The organism is Vibrio sp. YT-17 (genome assembly GCF_033337375.1).
GTDB lineage: Bacteria > Pseudomonadota > Gammaproteobacteria > Enterobacterales > Vibrionaceae > Vibrio > Vibrio alginolyticus.
In genome coordinates, this window is the sequence record NZ_JAWOQP010000002.1 from 17,849 (window position 1) to 38,336 (window position 20,488).

The 20,488-nt window shown below is 46.7% G+C and carries 23 protein-coding genes; 12 read left to right on the forward strand and 11 right to left on the reverse strand.

Annotated elements, in window-relative coordinates; translation table 11 throughout:
- Positions 1-24 precede the first annotated feature (24 nt).
- On the forward strand, positions 25-552 hold the full coding sequence (locus R7F67_RS02130; RefSeq protein ID WP_054575248.1) for a GNAT family N-acetyltransferase: 528 nt from the start codon (positions 25-27) through the stop codon (positions 550-552).
- Positions 553-589: 37 nt separating this feature from the next.
- Here the strand turns inward: R7F67_RS02130 and R7F67_RS02135 are convergent, their stop codons facing one another.
- From R7F67_RS02135 to R7F67_RS02145, 3 genes are all read right to left on the reverse strand, one after another.
- Positions 590-1,180, reverse strand: coding sequence for a type II secretion system protein (locus R7F67_RS02135; protein ID WP_225455765.1), 591 nt, complete (start codon positions 1,178-1,180; stop codon positions 590-592).
- A gap of 153 nt (positions 1,181-1,333) precedes the next feature.
- Positions 1,334-1,621, reverse strand: a complete 288-nt coding sequence (locus tag R7F67_RS02140) for a hypothetical protein (RefSeq protein WP_005374318.1) — start codon at positions 1,619-1,621, stop codon at positions 1,334-1,336.
- Between the two features lie 66 nt (positions 1,622-1,687).
- Positions 1,688-2,587: a DMT family transporter gene (locus R7F67_RS02145; RefSeq protein WP_017634359.1), complete on the reverse strand. Its 900-nt coding sequence runs from the start codon at positions 2,585-2,587 to the stop codon at positions 1,688-1,690.
- Positions 2,588-2,679: 92 nt separating this feature from the next.
- Here R7F67_RS02145 and R7F67_RS02150 point away from each other — a divergent pair, with 92 nt between their 5' ends.
- A complete protein-coding gene (locus R7F67_RS02150) occupies positions 2,680-4,116 on the forward strand; it encodes a PLP-dependent aminotransferase family protein (RefSeq protein WP_171345574.1) in 1,437 nt (478 codons plus the stop codon).
- A gap of 95 nt (positions 4,117-4,211) precedes the next feature.
- Here the strand turns inward: R7F67_RS02150 and R7F67_RS02155 are convergent, their stop codons facing one another.
- From R7F67_RS02155 to R7F67_RS02165, 3 genes are all read right to left on the reverse strand, one after another.
- The gene (locus R7F67_RS02155) at positions 4,212-5,348 is read right to left on the reverse strand and encodes a glycerate kinase (RefSeq protein ID WP_017634361.1); all 1,137 of its coding nucleotides are present in this window, start codon (positions 5,346-5,348) and stop codon (positions 4,212-4,214) included.
- Between the two features lie 16 nt (positions 5,349-5,364).
- Complete coding sequence (locus R7F67_RS02160) at positions 5,365-6,717, reverse strand: GntP family permease (RefSeq protein ID WP_318056831.1); 1,353 nt, start codon at positions 6,715-6,717, stop codon at positions 5,365-5,367.
- Positions 6,718-6,875: 158 nt separating this feature from the next.
- Complete coding sequence (locus tag R7F67_RS02165; RefSeq protein ID WP_318056832.1) at positions 6,876-8,018, reverse strand: sugar diacid recognition domain-containing protein; 1,143 nt, start codon at positions 8,016-8,018, stop codon at positions 6,876-6,878.
- Between the two features lie 234 nt (positions 8,019-8,252).
- Here R7F67_RS02165 and R7F67_RS02170 point away from each other — a divergent pair, with 234 nt between their 5' ends.
- Positions 8,253-8,414, forward strand: a complete 162-nt coding sequence (locus R7F67_RS02170) for a hypothetical protein (RefSeq protein ID WP_318056833.1) — start codon at positions 8,253-8,255, stop codon at positions 8,412-8,414.
- A 70-nt stretch (positions 8,415-8,484) separates the two neighbouring features.
- Here R7F67_RS02170 and R7F67_RS02175 read toward each other — a convergent pair whose 3' ends face one another.
- On the reverse strand, positions 8,485-8,847 hold the full coding sequence (locus R7F67_RS02175) for a hypothetical protein (RefSeq protein ID WP_017634365.1): 363 nt from the start codon (positions 8,845-8,847) through the stop codon (positions 8,485-8,487).
- A gap of 276 nt (positions 8,848-9,123) precedes the next feature.
- On the opposite strand from R7F67_RS02175, the gene R7F67_RS02180 reads away from it, so the two are divergent.
- The 5 genes from R7F67_RS02180 (at position 9,124) to R7F67_RS02200 (ending at position 13,156) form a co-directional block, all read left to right on the forward strand.
- Positions 9,124-10,971: a M3 family metallopeptidase gene (locus R7F67_RS02180; protein WP_206957588.1), complete on the forward strand. Its 1,848-nt coding sequence runs from the start codon at positions 9,124-9,126 to the stop codon at positions 10,969-10,971.
- Positions 10,972-11,040: 69 nt separating this feature from the next.
- Positions 11,041-11,577 carry a DUF924 family protein gene (locus R7F67_RS02185; protein WP_262600561.1) on the forward strand — a complete coding sequence of 179 codons (537 nt, stop codon included), beginning with the start codon at positions 11,041-11,043 and terminating at the stop codon, positions 11,575-11,577.
- 24 nt (positions 11,578-11,601) lie between these two features.
- Positions 11,602-11,931 carry a DUF4144 domain-containing protein gene (locus R7F67_RS02190; protein ID WP_033907198.1) on the forward strand — a complete coding sequence of 110 codons (330 nt, stop codon included), beginning with the start codon at positions 11,602-11,604 and terminating at the stop codon, positions 11,929-11,931.
- A 139-nt stretch (positions 11,932-12,070) separates the two neighbouring features.
- Entirely contained in the window at positions 12,071-12,556 is a 486-nt protein-coding gene (locus R7F67_RS02195; protein ID WP_025768760.1) for a VOC family protein, read from the forward strand.
- A 174-nt stretch (positions 12,557-12,730) separates the two neighbouring features.
- A complete protein-coding gene (locus R7F67_RS02200) occupies positions 12,731-13,156 on the forward strand; it encodes a VOC family protein (protein WP_017634369.1) in 426 nt (141 codons plus the stop codon).
- A gap of 77 nt (positions 13,157-13,233) precedes the next feature.
- On the opposite strand, the gene R7F67_RS02205 is transcribed toward R7F67_RS02200, so the two are convergent.
- Positions 13,234-14,370 (reverse strand): MBL fold metallo-hydrolase, encoded by a 1,137-nt coding sequence (locus tag R7F67_RS02205; protein WP_054576493.1) that lies wholly within the window; start codon positions 14,368-14,370, stop codon positions 13,234-13,236.
- A gap of 181 nt (positions 14,371-14,551) precedes the next feature.
- Here R7F67_RS02205 and R7F67_RS02210 point away from each other — a divergent pair, with 181 nt between their 5' ends.
- Entirely contained in the window at positions 14,552-14,797 is a 246-nt protein-coding gene (locus R7F67_RS02210) for a Rho-binding antiterminator (protein WP_005374351.1), read from the forward strand.
- Between the two features lie 96 nt (positions 14,798-14,893).
- On the opposite strand, the gene R7F67_RS02215 is transcribed toward R7F67_RS02210, so the two are convergent.
- From R7F67_RS02215 to ompW, 3 genes are all read right to left on the reverse strand, one after another.
- Positions 14,894-16,384, reverse strand: a complete 1,491-nt coding sequence (locus R7F67_RS02215) for an MDR family MFS transporter (RefSeq protein ID WP_017634371.1) — start codon at positions 16,382-16,384, stop codon at positions 14,894-14,896.
- On the reverse strand, positions 16,381-17,406 hold the full coding sequence (locus R7F67_RS02220) for an HlyD family secretion protein (protein WP_005374355.1): 1,026 nt from the start codon (positions 17,404-17,406) through the stop codon (positions 16,381-16,383). Before R7F67_RS02220 ends, R7F67_RS02215 begins: the two co-directional genes overlap by 4 nt.
- Positions 17,407-17,620: 214 nt before the next feature.
- Complete coding sequence (gene ompW / locus R7F67_RS02225; RefSeq protein ID WP_005374357.1) at positions 17,621-18,265, reverse strand: outer membrane protein OmpW; 645 nt, start codon at positions 18,263-18,265, stop codon at positions 17,621-17,623.
- Between the two features lie 495 nt (positions 18,266-18,760).
- Here ompW and R7F67_RS02230 point away from each other — a divergent pair, with 495 nt between their 5' ends.
- The 3 genes from R7F67_RS02230 to R7F67_RS02240 are packed head-to-tail and all read left to right on the forward strand — an operon-like array spanning position 18,761 to position 20,391.
- The gene (locus tag R7F67_RS02230; protein WP_005374358.1) at positions 18,761-19,411 is read left to right on the forward strand and encodes a Qnr family pentapeptide repeat protein; all 651 of its coding nucleotides are present in this window, start codon (positions 18,761-18,763) and stop codon (positions 19,409-19,411) included.
- Between the two features lie 9 nt (positions 19,412-19,420).
- Positions 19,421-19,732, forward strand: coding sequence for a cupin domain-containing protein (locus R7F67_RS02235; protein ID WP_005383281.1), 312 nt, complete (start codon positions 19,421-19,423; stop codon positions 19,730-19,732).
- 38 nt (positions 19,733-19,770) lie between these two features.
- Entirely contained in the window at positions 19,771-20,391 is a 621-nt protein-coding gene (locus R7F67_RS02240) for an HAD-IB family hydrolase (RefSeq protein WP_053308043.1), read from the forward strand.
- Positions 20,392-20,488: the final 97 nt, after the last annotated feature.

Below are 20,488 nucleotides of genomic sequence, written 5' to 3' on the forward strand. Positions count from 1 at the left end.
ACCTGCACTAATCAAGGAAGATGAATGCAAATCAGATCCATCAAGGTGAGCGATATCGCGCGCTTCACCGCGCTGTGGAATCGAGTGTACTCCGAAGGGGAATTTTTGATTTCTCCAGCACCCGATAACGCAACGCTTCGCAGAATCCTGCAACGTGTGGAAAACGAGTCCATCCCTCAGTTTGTCGCGTTTGACCGCCAAAAACTTATCGGTAGTGTTGAAATCTACCCAGCTGAGATGTGCGGTTACGAAAGAGAGCAACGCCTTCGCGTCGGTATTCTTGGTATTCACATCGACAAAAACTACCGAGGCAAAGGATTGGGGCGAAAACTGTTGGCTGTCGCGATCGCACGTGGTTGGGAATTTGGTTACGACCAAATCGCACTCTACGTATACAAAACCAACACACCAGCGATTGCTTTGTATGAACGGTTTGGATTTGAACATCAGGGGGAACTTGGGGAAGTGACCTTGCCAAATGGTAAAGTCTTGATGAGTCAAAAAATGATATTGTATAAAGCGCAAAGCCGTTCGAAAAGCCCAGATTTGTAGACTCACGATAACCGTTGTTCGCAACACTTATTTGGGGTTAACACCCTTGCGTCACATGCCCTCGAACAATTGAATCGTTAGAGGCTTGATTCACGTAGTAGAAATAGCATGCTTCTTCTGCCAGTGTGTAACCTTGCGGCCAAATGTACACCACGCGATCAACACCCGATTTATCTAAGAACTGATAATCAGGAATAGCGACAAAATGAGCACTGTTTGGGTGCTGCTGACCGATGATGCAAAAATCACTGCCTTTGCACGGCACGTCAATTTTCGAATAACCTCTGGCTGGTAGATCGATTTCTAACAAAGCTCGAATACTATCGGCACTCGCTTCTGGCATGCCTTTGCGTGTTTTGACATGTCGGTCAATGTAGTGAACGTGCTCTTGGCCGTAAGCGTTATCAATCACTGATTGAGCATGAAAGAATTTGAGAGCCGTACCCAAAGAAGACTGAGAACTGTGCAGCATCGCAGCGTATGCTTGGCGATGAATATCGAGTAATACTGGTAAAGCAGCTAATGCGATGAAAGCCAAAGTGGTAAGCACTATGGTGATTTCCATCAGCGTAAATCCCTTTGATTTCACGTTTCTTATCTCAACTAGCCCAAGACAATAGCCCCACATCCATGTGAGACCGAGCCAATATATCGCCAATTTCTTACGATTAAAGGCTTAAGGGGTAAGAAGAGACAAACACCACTCAAACTTGAGAACAGCAGCCAAAGAGCAGTGTAACAAAACGACGCTATGTGTCAGATATTAGACGGTTTTTACTCTCTAGTTACTGAGTAAAGGCACATTATTTCGCACCAGACCACGACGAACATTCGTGCACATTTTGCCAAAACGACGAATCTCATCGAACTGCGGAACAATGCCGCGCTCCATGGCTGACTCCCAATAAGTGACTTCTGAATCGACCATTTCCAACAATTTCTTCGGACAGCCAATGCACTGCCCTTCTGGTCCACATACAAACGTTTCTGGTTCATAAATTGGTAGTTCCGCTTTTACTTGCTCGATGATGCTACGCATGGCGGTCATTCGATCTGGCTTTACCTTCATCATTCTGCTCCACGGATTAAGATGAAGCAGATTGTACCCACTGATACGCAAATGTCCCTACCCAATTTAGGTATATTCTGTTTGAATCGATTTCTTTATCGTCAGATCCGGCTTTTTAACCACCAAATACACCGCCGTAGCTGCCAGTACGAAACCAGAAATCCCCATCCAATCAAATGACTCTCCAAACGCGAGCCAAGCCTGAATCGCCGTCGTTGGCGGCACCAGGTAGAATACAGAAGCTACGCTCGATGCAGCACCGTTCTTAACCATGTACAGCAGCAGTAGAATAGCTACACAAGAGAGCACGACGACCAACCACAACACAGTCAAAATAAACTCCAGTTCCCACTGCACTTGCATGGTTTCAAACTGCATCGCAACGGGCAGAAACATGACGAGCGCGGCCAAATATTGCACCGTCGCACCACCCACCATATCCACTTGTTGGCAATGTTTTTTCTGATAAAGCGTCCCTAGCGTGATACCAACCAAAGCCAACAAACACAAACCAATGGCCAACACTTTATGCTGCTCGGATTGCCACTCCATTTTGCCCATCAACACCATAGCGATACCGACAAAACCAAGAGCCAAACCCAACCATTGCGAGGGTTTAAATTCCTCACGAACAAACGCCACCAGCAAAGCCGCGGTTAAAATCGGTTGAATACCCACCAGCAACGAACTCAACCCAGCAGGCATACCCAAGGCGATAGCGAAATAAGTACCGCCCAGATAGAAACCGTGGATCAACGCACCAACCACACAGCTGTGCCAAAAATCTTTTCCTGTCGGCAACCTTCTACGCAATACCGCCACAAGAACCAAAAACAATAAGACATTGAATGCCATACGGATAGAAAGTAGTGTCGCTGGCTCGGCATATTGCAAACCAAAACGCGCACCAACGAATCCAGAAGCCCAAAGGATGACAAATACAAAAGGGATGGCTCGGATTAACATGATCGCCTCACTCACGCTTGTTTTATGTTTTGAGATACTGCTAATGTAATTAGGTACAGTGTTTTCAAAAAGTGACAGATGGAAGTGTTTTTATGGGTACAGATTTATTGGGAAGCGGTGAAGGGAATAAGTACCTCGTGGTGGAAAAACACCTCAAACAAGCCATTAATGATGGCGTTTATCAGGCGGATGATCGACTGCCCTCCATTCGCTCGTTGAGCCAAGAATTAAGCGTCAGCAAAAACACCGTGATTCGTGCGTATCAAGAGTTGGAAGCGCAAAACTTGGTGTACTCGGTTCCCAAATCGGGTTATCGAGTTAAAATCGCCTTGCCGACCTCTCGCTCAATTCCGGATCCGACTCGTGTGGATTTGCTCTCGATCTGCAAAGAAATCCTTACTTATCCTGAATACCAAGAGCGTTTGCCTACCGGTTCTGCCCACCCAAACATTGACTCCCCCGCGATCAAAAGCTTGTACGCCGAGATCGGCCGCCACAGCCGCCAGCAAACGCATGTACCGAGCCATTACCAATTACCACCCGGTGATCACCTCTTAATCAAACAACTGGCGAAAATCACACAAGATTTGGGCACGCCAGCCAAGTTGGATGAGATCATGGTGACGCACGGCGCGCAACAAGCCATTAGCCTAGCGCTGCGCGCAACGACACAAAAAGGCGATATCGTCGCGGTGGAGTCCCCTTGCTATTTTGGCAACTTATTGATGCTAGAATCACTCGGCCTCAAAGTGGTGGAAATTCCGAGTTGCCCACGCGACGGTATGTGCCCCGAAGCCTTAGCAAAAGCAATGGCGACATGGGACATAAAAGCGATCATCGTAACGCCAAACTTCACCAATCCAACTGGTGCAATGATGCCGCTAGAAAAGCGCCAGCGATTGCTCTTGGCATCTGGCAATATTCCTATTATCGAAGACGATGTGTTTGGCGGGTTAAGCTATGACAAGCCGTTACCAAGCTTGAGATTGCTCGATGACAAGCAACGCGTAATTTACGTGAATTCGTTATCCAAAACGCTCGATTCGCGTTTGAGAATTGGTTGGATGTTGGCGGGGCGATATCGAGATCAGATTGAGCAATATCTACTGTGTGAGAACATGGGCAGTTTGAACCTGATGCAATCCGCCGTGGCAACGTTTCTAACGTCAGGCAAGTATCGAACGCATACTGCGCGAATGGGTCGGGTTTATCAAAACAACATGCGCCGATTTATCCAGATGCTTCATCAATACTTGGATGAATACGAACCTCTAAAAAATCGATACCAGATCAACGCCGTGCAAGGTTCGTTCTTGCTTTGGTTGCGACTGCCCGAAGACACGGACAGCTATGCGTTGTATCAAGCATGCAATAAGCACAGAATCAGCCTACTTCCCGGCACCGTATTTGGCACTCAAGGGCAATATCGGCATTGCGTACGCCTCAGCGTGGCAAACTTTGGTCATGAAACCGATTGGAGTCACGCGATGCAAACACTGGCAAAATTGATAGCAAAGCATGCCTGTTAACTCGCTCTTACTAAATGAACTTATGCCGACACACGCAAACAGGTAACAACAAAAAACTCCACGCAAAGGTGGAGTTTTTCATATCGTCATCGCTTTCAGTGCGACTTAATTTGCCACATTCTCGCGACGTTTTCGGCTAAATTAGCAACGTTGACGTCGGCCTCTTTCATGGCCTCAGGTAAGCTCATCGCCCTTGGTACACAAGCAAACACCGCATCAATACCGCACTCATAAACCGCCTGATAGTTGTCGCCCACACAGCCTGCTAATGCAATGACTGGTAAATTACACTGCTTGGCCACCTGAGCAACGCCCATCGGCGTTTTGCCATGTGCGGTTTGATGATCGATTCGACCCTCGCCTGTAAATACGATATCCGCATCCTCAACATGCTGAGCAAGTTTGACCGTTTCAAGCACAATCTCAATTCCTGGTTGCAAACGTGCTGGCGTGTACCCGAGCAAGGCCGCGCCCATACCACCAGCAGCACCCGCCCCTTCACGAGTCAGTACATGCTTACCCGTCGCTTGTTCCGTCAACTCGCCAAACTTGCGCAATGCGTTATCGAGCTGAGTGACGTCTGATACGGTCGCTCCCTTTTGAGGGCCAAAGATAGCCGACGCGCCTTTGTCACCACAGAGTGGGTTATCAACATCGCACGCTACCAACACTTCGCAAGTTGCTAAACGAGGGTCAAGACCAGAAATATCGATGGACGCAAGCGCCGCTAACCCGCCTCCATTTGGGGTAATTGCATGACCAGAGTCATCAAGAAACGCCACCCCCAACGCGGTCAACATGCCCACGCCACCATCATTGGTAGCGCTGCCGCCCAAACCAATGATTAAACGTTGAATGCCTCTGTCTAGCGCGTGTTTGATCAGCTGTCCGGTACCAATGCTACTGGTCAGTTTTGGGTCGCGAGCGTCACTCGGCACAAGGTGTAGCCCACTGGCCTCCGCCATTTCAATAACCGCAGTTTCGCCGTCGCCGAGGATGCCATAAAACGCTTCAACATCATTCCCTAATGGCGCAGTCACTGTTGTGAAGACTTGTTCGCCTTGAGTTGCATCTATCAAAGATTGAACCGTGCCTTCGCCACCGTCTGCGACCGGAACCGTAACAAACTCAGCATCATGCCATACGCGAGCAAGACCCGTTTTGATCGCCTCGCTCACTTGTTTGGCGGTTAAGCTTTCTTTAAATGAATCAGGTGCAATTACCACTTTCATACGTATTTCCAGAGACTTATAAGAGAACGAGGCTCAAAATGTACACCAATGCCATTGCCGTGACACCTTGAACGAGCGTAGCCATGGTTTGCGCGCGGTACGCTAAGCCCACCGACATGCGGCTAAACTGCGAAACTACCCAGAAGAAACTGTCGTTTGCATGAGAAACCGTCATCGCACCAGCACCGATCGCCATCACCGTTAATACGCGGCCCATTTCTGAATCGAGCCCCAATTGCGTAAGCATAGGCGCAACCAAAGCCGATGTGGTCACCAATGCAACCGTTGATGAACCTTGCGCCGACTTTAGCGCAGCCGCAACGATAAATGGCATGAAAATACCCACGCCCAGCGCCGATAGCGTCGTACCTAAGTATTCACCTAGCGGCGTGGCTTTTAATACCGCGCCAAATGCGCCACCAGCACCGGTAATCAAAAGAATAGGCGCAGCAGCCGTAATACCTTGGCTGATTCGCTCGCCAAATTCTTCAATCTTGTTGTCTGACTTGAGTAGGCGAACAGAAAGGAACAGGCCAATCACCAATGCCGTTAGTGGCTGTCCTAAGAAAGTCAGAACATCAAACACAAAACCTTCGCCCAGCGGTAGGCTTGGGAATTTCGCGATAGAGCCAAAACAGATCAATAAGATTGGAACAAAAATAGGAGCGAATGCTTGGCTCGCCGTTGGCAATTTGCCGTAAGACGCTTTGAGTGCTTGCCAGTCTTGCTGAATTTCTTCTGCGGCTTCAATGCCATCTGGTTCAACATGTTGGAATCGGTTCGCCCACAACATCCCCGCTAACGCCGCAACCGCTGCAACAAACACACCCACACCAATCACTAAACCAAGGTTAGATTCCAGGCCTAAGTTACCCGCAGCGGCAATCGGTCCAGGAGTTGGCGGCACAAACGTGTGCGTTGCGTATAGGCCAGTTGCCAACGCCACACTCATCGCAACGCTTGAAGTTTTTAAACGCTTCGCGAGTGATTCTTTGAGCGAGTTCAGAATGACAAAGCCTGAATCACAAAATACCGGAACAGAAACGATGTAACCGATGATACTCATGGTCAATGTTGGGAAACGCTCACCCAACACTTTGATGACCGTATCGGCCATAGTGATCGCTGCACCACTTTTTTCCAAAATAACACCAATGATAGTACCTAAAACGATAACCAAACCAATGTAACCAAGGATGCCGCCAAAGCCAGAAGCAATGGTTTTGGCAATGCTATCTGCCGGTAAGCCGTAAGCAAATGCCGCAAGGAACGCCGCGATGATCAGCGCTAAAAAGGGATGTAATTTGAATTTGGTGGTCATGAGCACAATAAATGCGATCACCCCGAGCAGGATTAATATAAGGTTCATGATAACTCCATTTATTCTTCTTTTGCTGAGCGAGTCCGTGTTGGCTCACTCAACATGTAGGGACGCATGAATTATTAATCGTTTGCTTTAGAATTCCTTTAGGCGGAGTGACAAATGATGTGGTCAAAAAATGACGCGTATTGTGCAGATGCACAATATCACGACATTTTTGAGAGCCGAGTCGCAATATAAAGCTCCGCTAACCCCACAAAATTGGTGGTTGGTAGCCCCGTTATCTCGGTGATTTTTTCTAACCGATAACGCAGAGTGTTCCGGTGAATAAACAGCATTTTAGAGCATTCCGTCACATTGCCATTGCATTCAAACAACGCATCTAGGGTTTTCAATAATTGCCCGGATTTGTCTTTCTCTTTCAACCGTTTCACGCCATCAATAATTTGTTCACCTTGCCAAATATCCGCCAACGGCGCTAACAGCACAGGCAAACGAAGTTCGTCGAACAGGTACTTACGTTTCTCTGGGTAGAACTGCTTGCCAATGGCTAATACCTGCTTCGCACTTTGGTATGACAACGCGACATCTTTAGGCTCATTAAACAGCTGCCCTAGCGCAATGTGAAACGTATGCGAATCGTGATCGCTTAAACGCGACATCAACTTATCAATGCGCTCACTTTCAACTTGGCTATCCCACTGCTTGACGGAATGACACGGTTTCAACACCACAATTTCATTCACCGAGACAATCGCAACTAGGTTGTTACGCTCTGGGTATTCAAGCAGCTCAACAATATTGCGCACACTCTTCATGCTTTTCGAGGCGGACGGAGTCGAGACTTCAATCACCGTTGCCACCCGTGGTTGAGTAACATCGATAGAAAGACGCATCGCCCAATCTTTCAGCTCTTCATCGGTCAATTTCCCATTGATCCAAGCCAGAATAAACTCTTCGCGATGACGTCTGTCCCACTGAAATTTTTCCACCAGCGCGGCTTGCTCGATTGTCAGTTCAGCGGTCATTTTAACCAGTTTTGCAAAATCTCGGATTTTCTCCGGCTCGCCTGTGACGCCAACAATACCGACCACGTCGCCATGTAATTTCAACAACATATTGATACCGGGTTTGACACCCTGCAACGTCAAACATTGCTGCTCATTAAGCTCTAGCGAATCGCCATGATTCAGCGCCAGTACCGCGCCATCATGCACTTGCCCAACACGTTTAGGGTCGCCACTGCCAATGATGATGCCTGCCGAGTTCATCACATTCACATTGTGACCAATGATGGACATGGTTCGATCAACAATTTGTTGTGCTAAAGCGTGGTCGAGAATCACCATTTCGAGTTTCCAAATTGACCGTTTAATCACTCAATAAATCACAAATGGCAAACTATCGCGATGCTGCGGTTCTAAATAACGGAAGCAGCTCAAAGCATTATCCAATTAACCACACTTAAAAAGAGGATTAAGCCTTCATTTTTAGCAGAGGGTTATATACTTAGAACAAAGGTTACCAATGCATTCTTCACTGTGCATTGATGCCACTCGTCTACCTACAGAGGAGAGATCAACATGGAGTTACGGAATAAATCGGGGGAAGTTGCAAATATTGCTGATAACCTCACTTTGAAGGAAATCACAGAAATGGGCTACACCGTAGATTTATGCGATGAAGCATTTGCTCCTGGAGAGCATTGGAAAGCGGAAGGTATGGGCGAGTATCCAGAGGAGTAAACGTCCTGACGAGCCAGCGCACAAAAGCGTTCCACAAACAGAAAAACCGAGCGACTTAACGCTCGGTTTTTTACTTTTGAACTTCTTGAATAAACAAGCTCATCTCTTCTAGATAATTGCCGTTTGAGCATCCCCAGTCGGTGACCTCAATCAACTCTGTAACTAACTGTCCAGACTCATCATCTTGCACTCTCTGCACAAACGCTTCAAAACGTTCCAGTTGTGCCTGACTCTTAACGCCATGCACGGCATATTCTACAAGCAAGCCGTTGTACGTCTGCCAGCGCTGGTCGCCCGCAACATCATTGCTTAAAATCACAGAACATTTTTGTTGAATGCTTTCAACCGCATCATTTCTTGGTGGCGCGACTGTGGAACATCCAACTAAAATCGTACCTACCGCCAATAACGTAACTTTTGTCTTATTTATCATATCGTTTCCAAATGTATCGCCACGATATGGAAATCTTATTACACCTGATAAGGATCATCGATAGCGCACCGCAGATTAATTACTTAATAAACTGTAAACTCCATACCAGTCTTAACACTGCAAGCTCAGAACTCCTATTAACCCACCCAAATGTAAACAAATAGTAAAATCACCTTTACGCGATGCAAAATCGACAAATGAGATTAGCGTTCCTTTCTCGCGGCCAAGCGTGCAATAATCAACTGTCTACATAACGAAACCATTTGAAGGATCAAAATGACCGCAACGGATTATCTCAACGACCTCAATCAACGTTACCTTGCGATTCACCGCACCAAAGAAGATTTCTTTTGGGAAACTTACATGGGGATCAGCGATGACCATGATGGCTCGACGCAAGCACAAACGGCATGGACAAGCTTTTTAAGCAACGCCGAGCAAATTACTGCCATCAAACAACAGCTTGAAGCCGCGGACTCAATTACCGACCCACAAGAGAAACAACAAACCATTACGGGTCTATCTGGTTGGCTGGCGATGTTTGAATCTCACGCTATCGAGGGCGAAAAAGCACAAGCGTTGAAAAATCAGCTCATTGCCTTTGAAGCTGAGCTCTTCGAGAAAAAACAGAACCACGTACAAACATTTACCGATGAGAACGGCGAGCAAGTAGAAGGTTCACTACCCGTATTAAGCTCAACCATTCGCACCAGCAATCATGAAGAAGTTCGCCAATCGGCTCATCAAGCGTTGCTGAACCTTGAACAATGGCTACTGCAAAACGGCTTTATAGAGCTGATCAAACTGCGCAACCAGTTCGCTCGCTCACTCGGTTATGCGACTTTCTTTGATTACTCCGTGCAAAAAACGGAAAAGATGAGCTCTGAACAGCTATTCGAGATTTTGGAAGATTTCGAACAACGCACGCGAGATGCGCATCTAAACAGCTTAGAAAACTTGGCGAAAGAGAAAGGCGCAAGCGCACTAGCAGGCTACAACTTTGTTTACTCATTCGCGGGTGACGTTATGCGTGACCTTGACCCATACGTGCCGTTCTCAAAATCTCTGAGACGCTGGGTAGAATCATTTGGTCGCCTAAATATTGATTACTCTGGTGCGACGCTAACGCTGGATTTACTAGATCGCAAAGGTAAGTACCCGAATGGGTTCTGCCACGGCCCTATCCCTTCTTTCTATAATCAAGGCGAATGGGTCGCAGCGCAGGTGAACTTCACCAGTAATGCCAAACCAGACCAAGTGGGCAGCGGCTACGATGGCATTAACACGCTGTTCCACGAAGGTGGCCACGCAGCACACTTTGCGAACGTAAAAATGAACGCGCCTTGTTTCTCGCAGGAGTTTGCGCCGACGTCAATGGCTTATGCAGAAACTCAGTCGATGTTCTGTGATAGCCTGTTAACCGATGCCGATTGGCTAAAACAGTACGCACTGGATGATGAAGGGAATTCTGTTCCTGATGAGATTATTCAAGCAATGATCAACAGCCGTCAGCCATTCAAAGCTTATGAAGAACGTAGCATCTTGGTTGTGCCATATTTTGAGCGCGCGTTGTATCAACTGAGCGATGACGAGTTAACGCCAGAGCGCATCACTAAGCTAGCTCGCGATTGTGAAAAACAGATCCTTGGTTTGGAATGCAGCCCTCGCCCACTGATGGCGATTCCACATTTGCTATCCGACGAAGCAGCTTGTGCGTATCAAGGTTATCTACTCGCGCACATGGCGGTGTATCAGACCCGTGCATACTTCCTTGAGAAGTTTGGTTACCTGACGGATAACCCAGAAATTGGCCCACTGCTGGCAAAACACTACTGGCACGCAGGCAATCACTTGTCGCACAACGAAACCATTGTCAGCCTGACTGGCGAAGGCTTCAATGCCAAATACCTTGCAGACGTGTGTAACCTGTCGCCAGAACAGGCATGGGAAGTGCAGCAGAAGAAAATCGACTCACTTGCGACGCGAGAGCGAGCATCAGTCGCTTCACTGAACGCCGCGATTAAAGTCGTCGACGGCAGTAAAGAGCTGGCAAGCAACGCCATCTCTGACGAACAAATGTGTGACGATTTTGAACATTACATCATAGAGACTTACGGTCGATAACACGCAGAAAGCCAGGAGCTCGCCTTCTGGCTTTTTATTCTTTAGCTAATGCAATAGGAAGGAAGATCCATGTACCAAGAAGTCATCAAATTTTGGTTCGAGGAGCTATCGCCCAAAAATTGGTTTGAAAACAACCCAGAACTGGACAAGCGTATTACATCGCGATTTGCCTCGGTATTAGAACAAGCGGCTCGTTGTGAACTGTTTAATTGGCGTAACAGCGCACAAGGACGATTGGCCGAAATCATCGTCCTCGACCAGTTTTCACGTAATGTGTATCGCAACACCCAAAAAGCGTTTGCACAAGACCCACTCGCATTAGCATTGGCTCAAGAGGCAATTCGGTTAGGTTACGACAAAGAATTAGCGCCTGAGCAGCTAAGCTTTTTGTACATGCCGTTTATGCACAGCGAATCTCGCCTCATTCATGTCCAAGCTGAAAAATTGTTCTGCGCATCAGGGCTTGAAAATAACTACGATTTTGAGCTAAAACACAAAGCCATCATCGACCAGTTTGGGCGCTATCCTCATCGCAATGCGATACTGGGAAGAGAGAGCACTCCCGAAGAGTTAGCGTTTTTGCAACAACCTGGGTCAAGTTTCTAAATAACAATGAATAATGAGTTAACCATGAGAGACCACGCAGTATGCTGGCCATGCTTGCTAAAACTAGACGGCGACGATGAGCTGATCTACACGCATTCCCAGTCCGACTTAGACTCTGAATGCGAAGCCCTCATTTTTGGGCAAGATGATTACGTTATTGACTCAAATGGCAACACGTTTGAATTGAAAAACAATGGTTCGAACACCACTCTTTTACACCCAAAAGAACGAACGCTGTCCGTAGAAGAGGTTACGTCATTAATCCAATCGCATGAATTCAGCCTCGCGCAACGGTGTATTATCAAGATTCATTTCACCTCGGTGAGGCAAGCTGTTGAGGCCTTAGCTCACTAACTCAATCCCAACATGCATAGCATTAAATAAAATTATCATTTTTATAATTTATGATAATTTCATGTAATCAACATCACGCCATATACTCTCCCACATCGAAACAAGACAACGTTCAAACACACATGTTGGGAGCAAACAAATGAAAATGAATCATGTCGGTATTATGGTCGGAGATATGGACAAAGCGGTTGAGTTTTACACGCAAGCGCTAGGTCTAAAAGTCGTTATGGGCAACACGAAAGTGATTGAAGAACGCGAAACGGCAATTGGCAGAATGTGTATTGCGGTCTTTGGGGAAGGCTTTAAAGGCTTCAACATTGCGCACCTTGTGACAAGTGATGGCATCGGCCTTGAGTTATTCGAAATGAAAGAACGTCAAGAGCGCCATGAAGTGGATTTTTCTCGCATCGGTATCTTCCATTTCTGTTTACAGACAGACGATTTTGAAGGTGCTATCAAACGCACCGAAGCACTAGGTGGCAAAGTTCGCATGGACATCATGCGTTACCACCCAGAAGACGATAATAAGCCTGCGAAAATGGTTTACCTAGAAGACCCATTCGGCAACCTATTCGAGCTTTACTCACACTCTTACGAAGAAACTTACGCTTCTGATTACGAGTAATAGCCCCATCCATATCCCAAAAGGCTAGCAATACGCTAGCCTTTTTTGTTTGCTTTGAGTTGCAGTGTTTCTGCACTCGCTCTAGCAAAAAAACATCTGGAATTTGATCATTTCTCTCACCACTTTTAAGGTCACTTTATACTTACCTCAACACAATGCAAAAAGGAGTGAAGCATGCCCACCAAAAATCCAATCGCCATCAAAGCGCTTGATCATGTTGTTTTAAGGACCTGTAACCTCGATGCTATGTTGCATTTCTATCGAGACATTTTGGGCTGCCCTGTCGAACGCGAAGTAACGGAACTTGGTTTAACTCAACTTAGGGCAGGTAACGCATTGATTGATGTAGTGACGGTAGACAGCGAATTGGGCCAACTCGGCGGTAAGCCACCAGTTCAAAATGGTCGTAATATTGACCATTTTTGCCTGCAATTGGCGCCTTTTTCCGAGGATGAATTACTGGAATATCTGCGTGCGCGCGGCATTGAAACCGAAGAGTTTGCGAAGCGGTATGGCGCACAAGGGTTCGGTAGATCACTCTATATACATGATCCGGAAGGAAATGTCGTCGAGTTAAAACCTCAAGTGATTGATGAGTAAGCGAGTAAAAAACCTTGTTATATTCTGAAAATAACAAGGTTAACTTCTAAAATAATTATTGAAGTAAGAACATATTATTAAGTCAAAATTATATCTGGCTCACCTATTTCTTTTTCTCGCCACCATTGTTTATTTATATGTTCTTGATGAACGTAAAAACTCTCCCCCGGCATTGGCGTCAGCAGCGTTATATGTTCTTTTTGACAATGGGTAAGCAAATCTAAAATCGGTTCGTCCCAGCGGTGAGTAAATAGCTCGTATGTAGCCCAATGCACGGGCAACAGTTTTTTCGCATTTAAATCGCGAAACGCTTGCACGGTATGATGAGCCTGCATGTGCCCCCAGTTTTCGACCGGATAACCCTGGCCTTTCACATCAGCAGCCACTTCCAAACAGGCAATGTCGATTGGTCCACATCGCAGTGCGATCTCGGAAAAGTGCGAATCGTAAGCTGAATCGCCACTAAAATAGAGCGTCTCTTCTTTGCCTTTGATGACCCAAGAAGCCCACAGGGTCGAGTTTTTATCGAAATAAGTACGACCCGAATTATGGTTAGCAGGCGTACAAATCAGTTCGATTCCGGCATAGTGCACGCTATCCCACCAATCGAATTCCACGATGTTGTCTGCGCAAACGCCCCACTTTATCAGATGCTTGCCAACCCCTAAGGGTACATAAAAAGTCACGGGTTTATCGGCGTAGAAACGTATGGTCGATGCTTCTAAATGGTCGTAATGATCGTGCGAAATCACGATAATTTCAGGAATCGGCAAACAATCTCTGGCATGGGTATTGGGAATATTGCGTTCAAACCACGCTTTTGCGATGAACGGAGAAGCGTAATCAAATACCGGATCAGTCAGAATTCGAATGCCATCGACCTCCACCAGCATGGTGGAATGGCCCAGCCAAGTAACGCGCATCGATTCACTTCTCTGCGCAAACTGCGTAGGTTGAATTGGGAAATGTGGCAGATGTTCGTTAGGACTCAATGGCGTTCTACCACCAAGATAGCTCCAACACACCTGCCAGAATGATTGCGGGCTAGGGATATTTGGCATCTCGTTTTTAACGCGGCCGTTTTCAAATTGAGGCGAGTGGTGAACACGGTGCGCCAACTGCGCATGGTAGGTTTGAGGGGAAATCAGTGAACTTGGCTTTTGTGTCTTTTGTTCACTCGTTAGGTATGTGCGCTTAAGTATCGTTTCAGACATATCGTAGTTTTGTCTCGCTTGCGAACGCTCAACAGTAGGTTTATTAAAACGTGCGTGTATGTCTATTTCGTGACCAAAATGAGGTGTAAGATGAAGATTCAGTTTCAATCAAACGTTTTCTATATTAAGGAAGCGGTTCTCAAACCTTCTGAATACTGCGTCGGTTTGAAAGGAGAAAGCTATGGTGACTTGCAGCCAATACGATTTTATTGAAATCGCCTGTATGTTTAAGCTCCCTATCGAGATCACACTAAAAAATGGTGAAACTCATCAGGGCAACGCGTTCGACACAGGCTACGACATGCAGCGACAAGAGTGCTTGTTTTTAGATATGGATGGTGAGCACACCGCCTTTCCGACTGAACAATTAGTCGCAATGCGCGCGCTCAAAACCAATCCGCATTTTGACGAAGTGACATTTGAGTAAACGTCCTTCTTTCACTGGCACTGTCCAATAAAAAACGCCTCTCAAGCTGACACAACTTGAGAGGCGTTCTCTTACACTATTCACCGGAACTTCATGTTATTCACGCGACCGAATGAAAACCAGCATCGGCATCATGATCACGAACATCACTCCCACAAGCTGGAAGGTGTGCACAAACGCGACCATTTGCGATTGCTGCTGCAACATCTGTTGGTATTGGTCTAACGCAACCGGGTCGGTAATAGAAAGCCCCTGATTGGCCGCCCAGTCATGCAAGTTAGGATTATAAGGATTAATACCCTCTCCCAGCGCATGCCATTGCTGCTGACTATCACGATATTGGAACGTGGTGGCGATAGAAATACCAAACGAGCTACCAATGGTACGGAACAGATTGTAAATACTCGCCGCCGCAACAGATTGCTCTTTCGGAATCGTTAAATACGCCAAGGTGGATAGCGTCGAGAAGGTTAAACCAAGCCCCATCCCCTGAATCATACTCGGCATCACAATCCAAAATGTATCGATCTGCAGTGAGTACTGCGTCATCAAATAGCTACCAATCCCGATGCAGCTCAAGCCAAAGACTATTTTGATTCTGGGATCGAATTGCGGATTGAGCTTAATCACCAAAATCAACATCGCCGCTGACGCCAACCCACGCGGTGCCATTAATAAACCAGTGGTTGAGACCGGATAATCCAGCAAGCTTTCCAACAGCATTGGTTGTTGAGTCGTCAGGCCAAACATCGCCATCGACACCACGGCAATCATCAATGACGAGACCATAAGGTTTCGGTCTTTCAGCAGCCACAATGGCGCTATTGGACTTTTGGTTTTCCAACTGCGATAGATCCACATCACCAATCCCATGACTGCGAGCAATATCGCCGTCTGAATCATGCGTGAGTCGAGCCAGTCTTCTTCATTCCCTTTATCCAACACAAACTGCAACGCGCCCACACCTAACGCCATGTAACCGATGATCCACCAGTCAAAGTTAGGTTTGGATTTGTTGTCGATGTGGATATAGCGATAAATCAAAGAGGTACAGATCAAACCGAATGGCAAGTTGATGTAAAAAATCCAGCGCCAGTTAATGTTGTCGGTGATCACACCACCCACAACTGGGCCCAAAATAGGACCAAGCAAAATGCCGATGGAGAAAATCGCCATCGCTTTGCCTTTTTGCTCATACGGATAAATCTGCACTAACGTCGACTGCGCCAATGGAATCACCGACGCGCCGAAAGCGCCTTGGATAATGCGAAATAGCACCATCTCTTCAAGAGACTGTGCTTGCCCACAAAGCGCACTGGCAATCACAAAGCCGACCACGGCAACCAGCATGACTTTGCGTTCACCAAAGCGCGACACCCAGAAACTGGTCATCGGAATGAAGATCGCTTCCGCCATGCTGTAACCCGTCAGCACCCAAGTAATTTGGTCTGCCGTTGCGCCCAACGCGCCCATCATGTGCGATAGCGACACGTTCGCAACGGTCATATCGATTAACACCATGATGGCAGAAAGCATCACGGCGACGGTGGCAATCCCCCGTTTGTCTGCCGTAATTTGATGGCTCATTGCACGCTACTTTGCAAATCAATGGTGACTTCTGAGCTCGCACCCACGCGAAGTTGCGGCGCATCGGCCGGTACTTCTAATGCCAAACGTACAGGGAAACGCTGTTTGATTTTAACCCAGTTACCCGTTGCGTTTTCTGGTGGCATCAAGGAGAACGATGTACCACTCGCAGGCGATAGTTGTTCTACCGTTGCTTTCCACACCACGTCTGGGTACATATCAATCACCACATCCGCATGCATGCCAGGTTTAATATGAGTAAGATCGGTTTCTTTAAAGTTCGCGCGTACCCAATAGCTGTCTTTTAAAATCACAGGGAACAACGTTTGACCCACGCTAACGACCGAGCCTACGTGCGTATTGATCTCACCGGCAATGCCATCCACTGGTGACGTAATGTCGGTGTAGCTCAAGTTCAGCTCTGCTTGCGCTAACTGTGCTCCCGCTTGTTGAACAACCGCAGCCTCTGCGCCTTCTTCACCACGGTTCGCAATGGCTTTTTCTACCGTCGCGCGCGCTTGCTCCAGGCTCGCTTGGGCATTGGCTAGTTTGTTTTTTGCCGTATCTAAATCTTGGTTCGACGCCAGTTTGCGTTTCACCAAGGAATCCGTACGTTTGTACTCCACTTGCGCTTCTATCAGGTTAGAGCGCGCCGCATCTAAGCCCGCAACAGCTTCAGTTACCTGCTTATCGGCAACGTCATGTTGCTGGACCGCCAATTGGTATGCCGCTTTTGCTTGCTTCACTGCCAACAAATATGGGCGTGAATCTATCTTCAGCAGTAGGTCACCTTTGTTAACAGATTGGAAGTCTTTGACATCCGCGGAAACCACTTGGCCTTTTACCTGAGGCGCTACCGACAAAATTTTTGCCCTAACGTAGGCATCTTCCGTGCTTGGATGACTGTCAGAATACTGCCAAGACCAATACATCGCACTAAATGCAATAACACAGAGAGTGAAGAAAAGAGTTTTTACCAGCTTAGATCTGGCGGAAGAATGCTTCGCGATGTCGTCGCTCATTTATATTGTCCACTTGTTCAATTATGTGATCAGTGTAGGACTTTTCGATCTTCGGACAATAAAATGATCTGCAAGGTAAAGATCCAATTTTGCATGTTGCTAAGTTGAGTAAATGATGTGCAATCAAAACGAGGATAAAAAAGAGGGGCAGTCCCCGTAACCGCCCCCAAAGTCATGCCAATAATAGTAATGTGCGTGTAACTACTGGTTTTTCTTAGAACTTGTAACCGCCGCTGATCATAAATACCCAAGGGTTAATTTTGACGTCGGTTTTTTGCTTCTCTCCACCTGCTTTGTAAGTTGCTTCTGTTTCAATGTTTGCGTACCACGCAGCAGCGTTGAGGAACCATTGATCGTTGATCATGTAGTCCACACCAATATTCGCTGCTAGACCGAATGAATCATCCAACTTAAGATCTGAAAGACCAGCGCCTTTACCCGTGCTATTGAAGCCCTCATCAAAGAACATGGTGTAGTTGAGACCTGCACCCACGTATGGACGGAACTTACTTTGTGGCTCGCCAAAGTAGTACTGCACCATAAGCGTTGGTGGAAGGTGTTTGGTGTCCGCGATATCACCAAGACCTAACAAGTCTGTTGAAATATCGTGGCTGAATGGTGTTGCTGCTAGAAGCTCTAAACTGATGTTGTCTGTAAACATGTAGCCAAACGTCAAACCAAGCTGCGTATTTGAGTCAACTTCTAACTCTTCTTGAGAACCAAGAATCTTATCACTGCTGTCATTTGGAACGACAGACGCCGCACCAACACGAAGAACGAAGTCACCTTGTTTATGAGCGAAAACACTTGGTGACACGAGTGCAGCAACCACTGCTAGACTGCAGATTGTTTTTTTCATTTTTATTTCCTTTCGTAGGGCTTCGTTATGTCGTACCCAAAGGGGTGCCTGCTAACTGATCTGAGATTTCAAGTAAACTCAGCGCCTTGAAGCACACGGGTATCTATATCTTTTTGAGCTGTGCGCAATCTAGCACATAGAAACCCTACTATTTTGATGGAAATCAATTTGTGAAAAATATAGGTTTTTTGTATGGAGAAACGCCATATTGATCAACAAATTATGCAAATAGGATACAATTCTGTAATGCAAACTGTGCGTGTGAGTTGCCATGCATACCCATAAATGCGAATCCTCTCGTTAAGGCTCGTAGCCAGCAAAAACTTTTTTCGTCCTCTACGTCTTCTATTTTCAAAAAACAACCCACTTAAAAAGCTCGTTTGACCCCTTAAAATCGCGATTTGAGGGGTTTGTAAAACACTGAAATACAAGAAGTTATTTTTCTGGAAAATCAGTCACTTGGAGTGCTAGTCTGCTCGCAACTAAGGAGAAGACATGTTAAAAACCGATCTCATTTTTGAACGAGAAAACTTTTCTCATCACGATTTTCAGAATGCTACCTTTAAAAACTGCCACTTTTATATGTGCTGTTTCGACCATGCCGATCTGCGCGATGCTAAGTTCATCGACTGTCGCTTTATCGAATCCAAAGCGCTAGAAGGGTGTAGTTTTCGCTTCGCGAACTTAAAAGACGCTAGCTTTACGAACTGCATGTTGGCGATGAGCCTGTTTAACGGCGCAAATTGTATGGGCTTGGAGCTACGTAAGTGCGATCTCAAAGGGGCAAACTTCCAAGGTGCGAACTTTGCTAATCGCGTCAGTAACACCATGTTTTTCTGTTCTGCTTTTATTACTGGCTGCAACCTCACCTACTGTAACTTCGAGCGAGTGTTACTAGAAAAATGTGACCTCTTTGAAAACCGTTGGAACGGTGCGAACCTCGCAGGGGCAACTCTCAAAGGCTCGGATTTATCTCGCTGCGAATTCTCGCCAGAACAATGGGGAACCTTTAACGTTGAGCAGTGTGATCTGACTCATGTCGAACTAGACGGGCTGGATGTTCGCCGCGTTTCTCTGTTTGGTGTTAAAATTTGTGATTGGCAACAAGAGCAATTGCTTGCGCCTTTTGGACTGATCATTCTCTAAGGAAAGGCCATGAACCTGTTTAAAGACTTACCGAATAACCTCGACGAGGAAGTGTTCGAAGACCTGCTGACCCACAAAAACCTGCGTATAGAACGCATTGTCTCAACAGGGCAAACCTCGCCCGAAAGTGGCTGGTACGATCAAGAAGAACATGAATGGGTCTTGGTTCTTAAAGGAGCTGGAGAGCTGACTTTTGAATCAGGTGTAGTGCAACGACTTGAGGCAGGCGATCACGTTACGATTCCAGCTCATACCAAACACAAAGTGAGCTGGACTGACCCAACGCAAGAAACCATCTGGTTGGCGGTGTTTTATCAATAAACACAAAACGATCTTAAACCCAAAAATAGGCGCTGAGTTTGCTCGATACTACTAAGCCGTCACTGGCACTGTTTGATTTTGATGGCACCATCACCCGAGAGGATATGTTTAGCCTTTTCCTCCACTATTCTGCTTATGGCCTGCGCAAACGAGTAGGAAAGGTCGCTATCATGCCATTTTATGCGCTGTACAAACTCGGAGTGTTACCCGCTCGTGTTATGCGCCCTCTCAGCAGTTTTATTGCATTTTCAGGGAAAGAAACGCAGAAAATTGAAGCGATTGGCACTCAGTTTGCCCATGAAGTGATCCCGCTGTACTTACGGCCAGAAGCGATGGAAAGGTTGGCGTGGCATCAACACAGAGGCGATACCATTGTGGTGGTGTCGGCATCACTCAATGCATATCTCAAGCCTTGGTGTGAAGTGAACGGTTACCACTTGCTGTGCAGTGAACTGATCTCAGAACAGCCAAAACTGAGTGGCTTTTACCAGCAAGGTGATTGCAGTTTAGAAAGAAAAGTCTCGCGCGTTAGGGCCACGTTTTCGCTCGACGAGTTTGCGTCTATTTATGCCTACGGTGATACGCACGAAGACATTCCGATGCTAAAACTGGCAGACTACGCGATGCTCAACTGGAGCGAGTGGAGAGCAAGCGAATAACGATATGTGCTCTGATTTTCAAGACAACCACTCAACCAAAGTGATCGTTTTAGACTGAAAAAACAAACCCTTCTCACATGAGAAGGGTTTACTGTTC